The 12,409-nt window shown below is 63.7% G+C and carries 9 protein-coding genes; 4 read left to right on the forward strand and 5 right to left on the reverse strand.

What is annotated here, in order from left to right:
- Positions 1-172 precede the first annotated feature (172 nt).
- The 5 genes from JG746_RS01265 to JG746_RS01285 form a co-directional block, all read right to left on the reverse strand.
- The gene (locus JG746_RS01265) at positions 173-1,486 is read right to left on the reverse strand and encodes an O-antigen ligase family protein (RefSeq protein WP_202356535.1); all 1,314 of its coding nucleotides are present in this window, start codon (positions 1,484-1,486) and stop codon (positions 173-175) included.
- Positions 1,487-1,700: 214 nt separating this feature from the next.
- On the reverse strand, positions 1,701-2,528 hold the full coding sequence (locus tag JG746_RS01270) for an SDR family NAD(P)-dependent oxidoreductase (protein ID WP_202356536.1): 828 nt from the start codon (positions 2,526-2,528) through the stop codon (positions 1,701-1,703).
- A gap of 70 nt (positions 2,529-2,598) precedes the next feature.
- On the reverse strand, positions 2,599-3,084 hold the full coding sequence (locus tag JG746_RS01275; RefSeq protein WP_202356537.1) for an acetone carboxylase subunit gamma: 486 nt from the start codon (positions 3,082-3,084) through the stop codon (positions 2,599-2,601).
- Positions 3,081-5,285, reverse strand: coding sequence for a hydantoinase B/oxoprolinase family protein (locus tag JG746_RS01280; protein WP_202356538.1), 2,205 nt, complete (start codon positions 5,283-5,285; stop codon positions 3,081-3,083). Before JG746_RS01280 ends, JG746_RS01275 begins: the two co-directional genes overlap by 4 nt.
- Before the next feature lie 14 nt (positions 5,286-5,299).
- Complete coding sequence (locus tag JG746_RS01285) at positions 5,300-7,441, reverse strand: hydantoinase/oxoprolinase family protein (protein WP_202356539.1); 2,142 nt, start codon at positions 7,439-7,441, stop codon at positions 5,300-5,302.
- Between the two features lie 110 nt (positions 7,442-7,551).
- Here JG746_RS01285 and JG746_RS01290 point away from each other — a divergent pair, with 110 nt between their 5' ends.
- The 4 genes from JG746_RS01290 to JG746_RS01305 all read left to right on the forward strand — a co-directional run bounded on the left by JG746_RS01290 (position 7,552) and on the right by JG746_RS01305 (position 12,322).
- The gene (locus JG746_RS01290; protein WP_202356540.1) at positions 7,552-8,331 is read left to right on the forward strand and encodes a helix-turn-helix transcriptional regulator; all 780 of its coding nucleotides are present in this window, start codon (positions 7,552-7,554) and stop codon (positions 8,329-8,331) included.
- Positions 8,332-8,470: 139 nt separating this feature from the next.
- Positions 8,471-9,223 carry an SDR family NAD(P)-dependent oxidoreductase gene (locus JG746_RS01295; RefSeq protein ID WP_202356541.1) on the forward strand — a complete coding sequence of 251 codons (753 nt, stop codon included), beginning with the start codon at positions 8,471-8,473 and terminating at the stop codon, positions 9,221-9,223.
- 230 nt (positions 9,224-9,453) lie between these two features.
- Positions 9,454-10,803, forward strand: a complete 1,350-nt coding sequence (locus tag JG746_RS01300) for a glucoamylase family protein (protein ID WP_202356542.1) — start codon at positions 9,454-9,456, stop codon at positions 10,801-10,803.
- Positions 10,793-12,322: a mercuric reductase gene (locus JG746_RS01305; protein WP_202356543.1), complete on the forward strand. Its 1,530-nt coding sequence runs from the start codon at positions 10,793-10,795 to the stop codon at positions 12,320-12,322. Before JG746_RS01300 ends, JG746_RS01305 begins: the two co-directional genes overlap by 11 nt.
- Positions 12,323-12,409: the final 87 nt, after the last annotated feature.

A 12,409-nucleotide genomic window follows, 5' to 3' on the forward strand; every position in this document is an offset into this window, starting at 1 on the left:
TCCAGCGCTTCGATCCATAGCACCAAGAATTCCAACCTCCGCCCGGTCCGCTTGGCGGAGGTTTTGCCATGTGCGATTTCAGGCCGCGAAACGATAAAGCGTGCCGTTCAAGAAGGCATTGGGCAAAGGCCTCAACTGCGGAGAGCGTTAAGCTTCGCCCGCGAGCGACCGCTCAGGCCTGATCTGCGGTCGCCGGACGGCCGGCATGCCGGGGCCATGCCGGCTCGCCCCTTGGCGCATCCGCCGGCTCGAAGGCCGGCGACCAGCGCGTGCGGGTGACCGGCAGCCGCGCCAGCTTGAAGTAGCTGAAATACATCAGGAAGGAGCCCATGATGTAGGGGTTGAGGACCTCGACCTCGACGAAGGAGCGGATGAGCAGCAACACCATAACGCCGAACAGCACCACCGATTCGGCCTGCCATGCCTTGAAGATCACCGTCGAGACATGACCGAAAAGCGTGCGCAGCATGATCAGCGAGATCATCACCGCTCCGGTGAAGCCGAGCTCGACAAGCGCCTCGACATAGGTGTTGTGGAAGTGGAAGCCGGTGCGGGTGGTGATGTAGAATTCATTCCACAGCCGCTCGGCCTCGGCAAAACCCTGCACCCAATAGGCGGCATAGCCGACGCCGAGGATCGGCGAGCGCTGCGCGGCGTTCCAGCCCTGCTCCCACAGATAGGTCCGCCCGGTCAGCGTCGAATCCTTGCCAAAGATGCCAAGCACGAAGTCCATGAGCCCGAGATTGAGGGCGACAAAGGCCACCACGACGATCAGGCCGGCGCCGACCACGAAGATCACCCTGCGATAGCGGCGCGACAAAAGCTTGGTCATGGCAAGAAGCGCGATGAGCGCCAGGACCGCCGGTATCGAGGCCATCGACGTGGCGGAATGCGAAATGACCAGCAGATAGGCCGACAACAGCACGACAGGCACGGTCAGCATGAAACTCAGCCGGCCACGCCGCAGGAAAGCGAGGAACACCACGGAGAAATAGATTCCGAGCGAACCGACGAAGCCGATCTGGTTCTTGGAGGCAAAAGCGCCGACGAAATTGTAGGTGCCGTCAAGGACGTCCTCGGAATAGGCGCCGACCTTGAGCGAATAGAGCATGACGAAGAAGATCCCGACCAGCGCGCCGAGCGTCAGGGTGCGCACGCTGACGGTGCGCGCCGCGACATAGGCACAGGCGATGTGGGACAGGTACTGGACCGCCGTTCTGGCGGTGACGCCGGGCGCCTGCGACCAGAAGATGGAGAAGCAGATATAGGCCGCGAACAGCAGCGGCAGCCAGGCGCTGGAGAGCTGCCGCAGGAAGCGCCGGTAGTCGACCAGGATGAGCGGAAGCCAGACGGCGTAGTAGGCCAGGATCAGCACCTGGCCGAAAATGACGGAATAGGAGAACGCCCAGATCGAAACGGCCACGGCAAAGGCGCCATAGACCGAGTTCTTCTCGGGATCGACCAGCAGGGACTTTGGAATTTTCATCTCAGAGTCCCGGCGACGCGACCCAAGACCAGCAGGCCGCAAGCCGGCCGACATATCCGCAAACAGGGGCGTGCAATAAACGGCATCTCCATTGTGCAGTGCAATATAACCTATCGCACCGCATCCTCAATGGCAAATCCGGTCACCTTGTCTTACAGGCGCGAACGGGGAGAGATCAGCTGGTGACGCCTCGGCCACGCCCACCCGCCAAGCGCTACCACAACGCTCCGCCGGTGATCTGGATGTTTTCCATGGTGATGCCCTTGGCCAGGTCCGAGCACAGGAACACGGCCAGTGCGGCGATCTCCTGCGGCTGCAGCATGCGCTGCTGCGGGTTGCCCTTGGCGATCTCGGCCATCGCTTCCTCGGCCGTGCGCCCCTTGCCCTCGCGCTCGACCACCTGCGCCACGTTGCGGCGCATCAGTTCGGTCTCGACCCAGGTTGGGCTGAGCATGACGCAGGTGATGCCGTGCGCGGCCCCCTCCAGCGCCACGCAGCGGGTAAGGCCGAGCAGACCGGCCTTGGAGGCGCAGTAGGCGGGATTGTCCTTCCAGCCGACGGAGGCCGCGGTCGAGCCGATGTTGACGATGCGGCCCCAGCCGCGCCCGATCATGCCGGGCAGCACCGCACGGGTTGCGCGGAAGGCGCCGGTCAGGTTGGTGTCGAGGATCTTGTCCCAAAGCGCGTCGGAATGGCCGCAGACCGGCTGCTCGGCGGTGGTGCCGGCCGCGTTGACCAGGATGTCGGCAGGGCCGATGGCGGTTTCGGCCTCGGCTACGAACCGGTCGGTGATCTCGCTGTCACGGACGTCGAGGTGAGCAGCATGCACCCTGGTGCCGTGGGCCGACAGGGCCGAGCGTACGCGCTCGATTTCGTCGGCGCCCGGATAATAGGCGGCATCGGATCTGTCGGCGCCGGCAGGCGCGATGTAGGACCCAACGGCGACATTGGCGCCGGCTTCGGCCAAGGCCGTGGCAATGGCGAAGCCCATGCCGGAAAACCCGCCGGTGACGATTGCACCGCGCCCAGCAAGGTTTGTCATCGCGTGCTTCTCCATTGGTTGGGGCAGGCAATCAGGTTCCGGAGTCTTTGTCGACGCGGTTCACCTTCCCCTAAAGCGGTTTGCCCAGCCATTCGCGGTAGAAGCCTTCGAGGTCGGGCTGGAAATCGTGCACGATGGGATAGCCGGGCGCGGCTGCTTCCACCTCGTGCATGGTTCCGCATTCCGGGCAGATGAATTCTCGGATCTCCATCCACTGCGGATCGGGGATATCGCTGTTGGGGTAGATCTCGCGCAGCGTCTCCTCGGTGTTGCGCACGATGATCGCGGCCTTCAGCTTCCAGTTCTTGCGATAGTCGCCGAAGGAATGGCCGCACTCGCAGCGTGTCACCCGCTCGTCGCCGCTCTGGCAGATGAACAGATGATCCGAGACCGGCAGCAGGATCGGGTCCTTCCAGCCGACACGGTCCTGCAGCACCGCGACATATTTGAAGAAACGGTCGTCGTCCTTGTAGGCGCTCATGACGCGGCGCGTCTGCGGCCAGGGCAGCGTGCCCGCGACCAGATCGGCGATGACTTCCTTGCTATACGAGGTCATGGCTTTACTCCCGGCATGAAGATCGATTTGGCGTCGACGTTCCAGAAATCACTGAACTCCCTGGTGAAGCGCGACGACAGTTTTATCGCGCTGGCATACATTTTCGTCACCTCGGGGGCGAAATCGGCCTTCTCGACACGGCTGCGTTCGCTGGCGATCCACTCGGCTACCGGCCTTGCCTGGGCCAACCGCCTGGCTCGCATTTCGGCGCGGTGACGCTTCGTGGCCTCGATGTTGGCGACGGGGTAACCTTCCTCGTCCTCATCCAGCATGATGCCGAAGATGCCTTCTGCCGCTTCCTTGGTCAGATAGCCGTTCTCGACATCCATGGCCGTCTTGAGCGGGTCGCGCTCCAGCACGTCGCCATAGCCGCCGCCGCCATTGTAGGAGTGGGTGAAGACGTCGCCGGTCTTGTGCGGCGCGGTGATGTAGGGGCCTTCCATGGTCACATGCTCGCCCTGCAGCCGCAGTTCGAGTTCCGAGCGATGCGGGTTGGTGCCGGTGTGATGCGCGAGCGGCGCCCGCTTTTCGGCGAGTTCGAAGATGTTGGAGTTGCGCACGGCGCGGTGCTTCTGGCAGGTCGGCGCCGGATAGCCGCCGCACATGCCGCCATTGTCGAACACGCGCGAGGAATGCTCTGATGTAACCAGCCTGAGATGGTCGGTCTTCGAAACCAGCCAGGTCGAGATGAAGGAGCAGCCGCCGCGATATTTGCCGGCGCCGCCGGAATTGGGAACGATCGAGCGGCCGATATAGACCATCGGCATGTTCTGCTCCCAGATCTCGATGTTGCCCATGTCGGATTCCGGGTTCCAGCCGACATAGGCGGTGTCGAGCCCATCCTTGATCGCCAGCGCGCCGGAGCCGGCTGCCGCGCATTCGAAATGCGCCATGCCGAACAGCTTGCCATACTGGCTGGTGCCTCCCATCTCGATCATCGGGCTGTTGACCTGGCCGACGAAGGCTTCCTCGACAAAGCCGCGGCCGATGAAGGCGCGTGACAACAGCCGCTGGAACACGCCGTAGGCCGGCAAAAGCAAGGCCCATGAGGTGGCGGTCGCCACCATCTCATTGTCCGGGTTGGTCCAGGTGCCGTGCGGCAATTTCAGCTCGGTCGCCATCCAGGCGCCGTCATTGACCAGGCCCTCGAAATTCATGTGCTGGGTCAAGGTGACGAACATGCCGCCATCCATGCCGGCGGGCGTGCAGTTCATCGAATGGTAGCCCCAGGGCTGCGTGCCCTCGAAGTCCATGATGATCTTGCCGTCGGTGGTGATCTCCATCTCGATCGGCATGTTGTAGAGCCAGTCGGGATCACCGAGCGGCTGATAGCCCGGTTTGCCCGCGGTGACATGGCCGTAGAAGGTATGGCCGCGATAGATGCCGGGCACGGTGAGCTGGCGGGTGCGGGCGAGCTGGGCGCGGCGGCCTTCCTCGATGAATTCCTTCGACACCCGCATCCAGTAGTCGAGGCCGATCTCGTCGATCAGCGCCTTGACGCTTTCGCGCATGTCGATGCAGGAGGCGACCTTGGCCTTCTCGTCGAGCACCCAGTAGATCGGCATGCGCAGATTGCGCTCGCAGCGGATGACATAGTCGCGGCGGATCTCGTCATTCTCGCCGACCTTTTCGGCACAGACGAACAGGCCTTCGGTGAAGCGCTCCTGCGCCAGCGCCACGTCGCCGCCGGGCGTGATGCCGCCGGCCTCGAGTTCGTGACAGACCGCGCCCGCCCAGCCGACCAGCTTGCCGGAGTGGAAGATGGGCACCACATCCATCACGTCGGGCACCTGCACGGTGCCGATGAAGGCATCGTTGTTGGCGAAGATGTCGCCGTCGCGGATGCAAGGGTTTTCCTCGTAGCCGTTGCGGATCATCCATTTGATGAAGCGGCTCATCGTGTGCACATGCACCATGATGCCGTTGGAGAGCGCGATCGCATCGCCTTCCGGCGTGTAGATGGCGACGACCATTTCGCCGACCTCGCGCACACCGGGCGAAGCCGAGATGCGCCGGGCCATTTCGCGTGCCGAGACGCAATAGGCGCGCAGCTTGGTGTGCAGCGTCTCGAATTTCAGCGGATCCTGGTTGCGCAGCTGCAATTCGGTGATGCCATCATAGCAGCCGGTCTCCTCCATGAGCCGTTCGGATTCGATCAGCCGTTCGCGGATGCGCAGCGCGGAGGCGGGTTTGTCCAGCATGGTAACAGCCCTTCTCAAGCGTGGGTGTAGTGGAGCAGCGTCCATTCATCGACATGGACACGGTCCTGCGGATGAACGACGAGCGTGGTGGCGGGATGTTCGATGATGGCCGGGCCGATGACCTCGTGACCGGGCTGCAACAGATCCATCTCGTAGAGATTGGCCTTGTGCCAGCGGCCGCCAATATAGGCCTCGCGCACGCCTTTGTGGGCGGACGCCGGATCCGACTTGCCGAGCGGGCGCTTCAAGAGCACCGGCTTGACCTTGTCGGCGGTGGCGATGAGGCCGAGCTCGGTGATCGAGAAGCCGGCTTCGCCGTAGCGCGAAACGCGGTGGTTGACCTTGGCGTAGACCGTCTCGAACTCGTCGATGACCCTGCGCATGTCGTCGGGTGATTGAATAGCCGATAGCGGCGCCATCACCTCGACGTCCTCGAGCTGGCCGGTGTAGCGCATCATCAGGAACGGCACGGTCTTGATCTTGTCGCGTGCGTGGCCGTCCACGATCATCTCGTCGACCGCTGCCTTGGTGAGATCGTCCCAGACAGCGGTGACCTTCTTGCCGAAAGCGAGCAGCTCCTCATCGCTCGCCCGCGCACCGATGTCGTGCTGCGTCGACACCGAATGCCGGCGCATGAAATCGGCTGTTGTGCAGCCGAAGGCCGAGAAGGCGGCGGCGAACTGGAAGGTGATAATGTCCTTGAAGCCGATGCCCCTGGAGCAGCCGGCGAGATGCAGCGGACCAGAGCCGCCGTAAGAGAGCAGCGTGAACTCGGAAGGGTGGATGCCCTGGCCGGAGATGACGCGGCGCAACGCGTTGTTGGCGTCGGCCTCCTGCATGTCGATCATGCCTTCGGCGGCTTCCTCGACACCGACGCCGAGCAGGCGCGAGCATTTTTCCTCGAAGGCGGCTCTCGCCTTCTCGACCTGCAGCACGACCTTGCCGCCGAGGAAATAGTGCGGGTTGAGGCGGCCGAGGATGGCGTCGCAATCGGCGATGGTCGGCTCGGTGCCGCCCTTGGCGAAGCAGATCGGGCCGGGATCGGAACCGGCGCTTTCCGGTCCGAGCGAGACTTTCTTGGTCAGCGGGTCGACCTTGAGAATCATGCCGGCGCCGGCGCCGATCGTGTCGAGATGCAGCGTCGGCACGTTGAGCTTGAAGCGGTCCATCAACGGCTCGTTCTCGATCCGGGTCTGGCCACGGGTGATGACGCCCATATCGAAGGAGGTGCCGCCCATATCCGAGCAGATCAGCGAGTCGTTGCCGATCAGCTTGCCGACATAGGCCGCGCCCAGAATGCCGCCGATCGGACCGGAGATCATGGTTTCGTGCAGGCGCGGATGGTTGATCGAGGTCAGGCCGCCGAAGGAGAGCAGCGTCTGCACGCCATATTTGAAGCCGTATCTCCTGGAGACGTCCTCGATGCCCTTGAGCTGCTTGCGGCCGCGCGAGGTGGCATAGGCCTCGATCAGCACCGAGTTCAGCCGCGACTGCTCGCGAATGACCGGACGCACCTCATGGCTGGTGTAGACGAGGATGTCGGTGCCGGCCTTGGCGATCTCCTCGCGGCAGATCTCGGCGATGCGCTTCTCGTGCACGGGATTGACGTGCGAGAAGATGGTCATGATGCAGATGCCCTCGACCTTGTCGGCAATCAGCTTCCTGGCGGCGGCCGCGACCTCATGCTCGTAGAGCGGCAGGATGATGTCGCCGAACTGGTCGATGCGCTCGGTGACGCCATGGGTGCGGCGCCGCGGCACCAGCGGATCGGGATGCTGATGCGTCACCGCGTGCAGCCGGTCGGCATAGGAATAGTCCGCCCAGGCCTGCAGGCCGCGGCCCATCAGGATCATGTCTTCGAGGCCCTTGGTGGTGATCAGGCCGAGCCGGCGGCCGGTGCGCGACAACAGCGTGTTGAGCATGCCGGTGCCGGAATAGAGCACGACGTTGACGCCGGAGAACAGCTGCTCCAGCGAAATGCCCCCGGCATCGGCCGCGTCCTCCGCCGAGGCGAGGAAACCTTCGGCCTCGTTCTTCGGCGTGGTCGCCGACTTGCCGATCTTGAAGTGGCCGTCCTGGTCGACAAGGATCGTGTCGGTCATGGTGCCGCCGGCGTCGATGCCGATGACGATGGGGTTGGTAGTGATCTGGTCCACGGGTCGCCTTCCCTCTTCGAGAATGACCGCAGGCTAGATTCTCGGGGCCGGATCGCGCCATATGCCTAAAGACACAATGACGGGCAGGCGCGGTTCGCCGAGAAGAGGACATGCGCATGGGTAATATCTGGGCGCCGCTCGCCAAGGCGATCGCAGCCACCGGCACCGATCGGCACGTCGACTGCCTGATCGACCTGATCGGCGCCGACATCGAGCATGACCTCGTCACGGTGACGCGTTATTCGACGACCCAGACACCGGAATTCGTCAAGCACCGGCGTTTCTCGGACGAGATGGTCAAGCGTTATCTCGACAATTACTACGTCTTCGACCCGTTCTACGCCTCGTGGCGTCGCGAGCGCCGACTGGGCATCATGCCGCTGAAGCGGCTTGCCGATGACGAGGCCAAGCGAGGCCAGTACATAGCCGGCTTCCTGACGCAATCAGAAATCTGCGACGAGGTCGGCATCATGCTGGCCGATGGCGGCGACTGGTGCCTGGGCATCTTCCTCGACCGTTCGACCGCTTCGTTCAAGGACAGCGAGATCGCCCTTCTGGACGAGCGGCTGCCGGTGTTCGAAGCGCTGCACGCGCTCGACATCAAGGCGCGCGGCAGTGACTTTGCGCGCACCTCGGCCCCGACCTCTCCCGGCGCTTCGCCGCAGCAGAAGCCGACCATCCCGATGAGCCTTTGGCCGGAACTGTCGCTGCGCGAGCGCGAGCTGGTGCAGCTGATCCTCGCCGGCCATCCGACCGCCAACATCGCCGAGCGGCTCGGCATCACCGTCGGCACCGTCAAGAACCATCGCCGGCGCATCTATGAAAAGCTCGACATCACCACCGAGCGGGAGCTGTTTTTGCAGTTTTTTCAGCATCGGGGAGATCGGTAGCTGGCCGTGCCAGGAAATCCCCAGTCGTCGCCGCCTCATTGGCCCAGACGATCTATCTGCATGTCGGCTTGAACTCGATCGACCGTGCCCCCACAGTCTCCACGAATGGCGCCATCAGCCGACATGCAGGGAGAATGAGATGCCGATGAACTTCGCGGGACGCTTCGCTGGCCGATCGGCCGTCATCACCGGCGGAGCCTCGGGCATCGGGCTGGCGGTTGCGCAAAGGATCGTCGAGGAGGGCGGGAGTGTCAGCGTCTGGGACCGTGATCAGGCCCAGATCGAACAGGCCAAAACCATCATCCCTGGCCTGCACGGCGTTGCCGTTGACGTTGCCGATGCCGCCGGCGTTCAAGGCGCCGCCGCACGGACGATCGAGGCGCTTGGCAGCGTCGACATCCTGGTCACCAGCGCGGCGATCACCGGGCCCAACATGACGACTTGGGCCTATTCGGTCGAGGACTGGCAGAAGGTCATCGACATCAACATCAACGGCGTCTTCTACTGCAACAAGGCGCTGGTGCCGCACATGCTGGAACGCAATTATGGCCGCATCGTCAACATCGCCTCGATCGCCGGCAAGGAAGGCAATCCCAATGCTTCCGCCTACAGCACGTCCAAGGCGGCGGTGATCGGCCTGACCAAGTCGCTCGGCAAGGAACTGGCCAAGACCAAGGTGACGGTGAATTGCGTGACGCCTGCGGCCGTGCGCACCGCGATCTTCAAGCAGATGAAACAGGAGCACATCGACTTCATGCTATCCAAGATTCCGATGGCGCGCTTTGGCGAGGTCGAGGAAGTAGCGGCGCTGATCTGCTGGATCGCCTCGGAAGAATGCTCGTTCACGACCGCCGCCGTCTTCGATGTTTCCGGCGGCCGCGCCACTTATTGATCCGGGCCGGAACATCCTCACATTGGCCGGTGCAACTACAATTCCGCGTGACGAGGCAACCATCGGAACTGGACAGGCGTATAGTCGCCGATGTCTGTATGGGCGGCGACAGAATAGGGTTTGCGGGAAAGCCATGACACGACGAGACAGTTTGGCGATGACCTATGGCCGCCGTCCCGGCGCCACGCGATCGCCGGAGGTCGCGGCCACCAGACTGGAGTTTGCATCGCTTGCCTGAGGCAGATCCTGCAGCACTGTCCGATGACGAGCTTCTGGACCGCTATCAGCGCGCCGCCTTCGGCTATTTCCTGGAGACTGTGAACCCCGACAACGGTCTGGTCGCCGACACGTCGCGGCCGAATTCGCCGGCCAGCATCGCCGTCGTCGGTTTCGCCCTCTCCTGCTATCCGATCGGCGTCGAGCGCGGCTGGATGACACGCGCGGCGGCGGCAGAGCTGACGCTGGCGGCGCTGCGTTTCTTCTCGGCCAGCCCGCAAGGCGGTGGCGACGACGTCACCGGCCACAAGGGCTTCTACTACCATTTCCTCGATATGCGCACGGGCTTGCGCGTCTGGCGCTGCGAACTGTCGATGGTCGATACCGCCTTGCTGTTGGCCGGCATGCTGGTGGCCAGCGCCTATTTCGCAGGCGCGGACGAGAAGGAAGCCGAAATCCGGCGACTGGCCGAAGCGCTCTACCGGCGCGTCGACTGGCGCTGGGCGCAAGGCAGCAGCCCGACCTTGCGGCAAGGCTGGAAGCCGAAGAGCGGTTTTCTCCACTATGGCTGGGAAGGCTATAACGAGGCGACCATCCTCTACGTGCTGTCGATGGCCTCGCCCGAAACCCCGACTTCGGACGACAGCTATGAAGCCTGGACCGCAACCTACCAGTGGGAAAACATCTACGGCCATGACGTGCTCTATGGCGGACCGCTGTTCATGCACCAGTTCTCACATGCCTGGATCGATTTCGCCGGTATCCGCGACGCTTTCATGCGCGAGAAGAATTCGGACTATTTCGAAAACAGCCGCCGCTCGACCTATCTCCACCGCGATTATGCCCGTCACAACCCCTATGGCTTCGACGGCTATGGCGAGAACCTTTGGGGTCTTTCGGCGGGAGACGGACCCGGCGGCTTCCGCGCCAGCGTGGAGCGGCGGAGGCACCGGTTTTCGGGCTATGCCGCGCGCGGCGCGCCGTTCGGGCCGGATGACGGGACGATCGCGCCATGGTCCTATCCAGCGTCGCTGCCCTTCGCACCCGACATCTGCCTGGCCGCCTTGCGCCATCTCGGTGATCGCTACCCCGAGGTGATCGACAATTTCCGCCTGCCGAGCGGCTTCAATCCGACCTTGGCCAACCGGCGAAAATTCGGCCGCAACGGCTGGGTGTCGGAAGGCCATTACGGGCTGGACCAGGGCATCGTGGTGATGATGATCGAGAACCACCGCTCGCGCCTGATCTGGGAGCTGATGCGCTCCAATCCCCACATCCGCCGCGGCCTGGGCAAGGCGGGCTTCACCGGCGGCTGGCTCGCACAGCCAGCAGGCTCCGCGTCAGGAGCCCACGATGGCGCGTGAACAGACAAAGGCGGCCACATTCCCTGTCGACCGCAACGATGTCGAACTGATCCGAGGCGCGCATCCGCCGCACTGGAAAAACCCTACCCCCGACGGCCTCTACAATCTCGTCGTCATCGGCGCCGGACCGGCCGGGCTGACCGCGGCGCGTGACGCCGCGAGCCTTGGCGCAAAGGTCGCGCTGATTGAGCGCGGGCTGATCGGCGGCGCCTGCATCAATGTCGGCGGCATCCCGTCGAAGTCGATCATCCGCACGGCCAGGCTCTATGCCGACATGCGCGATGCCGAGAATTTCGGCGGCGACACGCCGGCGCGTCTTCCCGTCGACTTCGAGCGGGCCATGATGCGGATGCGGCAGATCCGGCAGCGGCTCAGCCGCGCCGATTCGGCCGCGGCCATCGCTTCGGAAGGCATCGACCTCTATTTCGGTGAAGCCCGCTTTGGCGGACCGGACACGGTTGAAGTCGCCGGCAAGACGCTGCGCTTCAAGAAGGCCCTGGTCGCGACCGGCGCGCATCCGAGCGGGCCGGCGATTCCCGGACTTGCCGAGGCCGGCTATCTCGACAATGAGAGCATGTTCAACCTCACGCAATGTCCTGAGCGGCTGCTGGTCATCGGCGGCGGTCCGCTTGGCTGCGAGACGGCGCAGGCCTTCTGCCTGCTCGGGTCGAAGGTCATCCTGGCACAGAACGATCCGATGTTCCTGCCCGGCGAGGAACGCGACGCCGCGCAGATCCTTTCGGACGCGCTGGCACGCGAAGGGATCGAGGTGCGCCTGAACACCGAGGTGGTGGCGGTGCGCAAGGAAGGCGGCAGGAAGTTCGCCGACCTTTTGCGGGACGGCGACACGACGACGATCTCCGTCGACGAGATCATTACCGGCGTCGGCCGTTCGCCCAATGTCGAGGGTCTCGGCCTGGAAGAGGCCGGTGTGGTGTATGACGCCAACGGCATCAAGGTGGACGATCACCTGAGGACGACCAATCCGCACATCTACGCGGCGGGCGATGTGTGCCTGGAATACAAGTTCACCCATACCGCCGAGGCAACGGCGCGCATCGTCGTGCGCAATGCCCTGTTTCGCGGCCGCGAAAGGCTCAGCGACCTTGTCGTTCCCTGGTGCACCTATACCGATCCGGAGATTGCCCATGTCGGGCTCTATCCGATCGAGGCGCGGCGGGACGGCATCCCGGTCAAGACCTATACGGTGCTGATGCATGACGTCGCGCGCGCCGTGATGGACGGCGAGGAAGAAGGGTTCGTCAAGATCCATGTTCGTGAAGGATCCGACCGCATCCTGGGGGCGACGGTCGTCGCCGCCCATGCCGGCGAGATGATCAATGCGGTGACGCTTGCGATCCGGTCGGGCATGGGATTGCACGCCCTGGCCGACGTCATCCATCCCTTCCCGACACAGGCACAAGGCATCAAGATGGCGGGCGACGCCTACAGGCGAACCCGGCTCACCTCCTTGCGCAGGCGTCTGGCTACGCGCTGGCTTGCCTGGTCGAGGCGGTGAGCCTGGCTGCGCGTCGAGGACTCGAAGCGACAGTATTCAAAAGATACAGTGCTTGACGAAAGCCTTGTTCAGCTAAACAAGGTGGCG

It is taken from the genome of Mesorhizobium sp. 113-3-3, from assembly GCF_016756495.1.
Classification (GTDB): domain Bacteria; phylum Pseudomonadota; class Alphaproteobacteria; order Rhizobiales; family Rhizobiaceae; genus Mesorhizobium.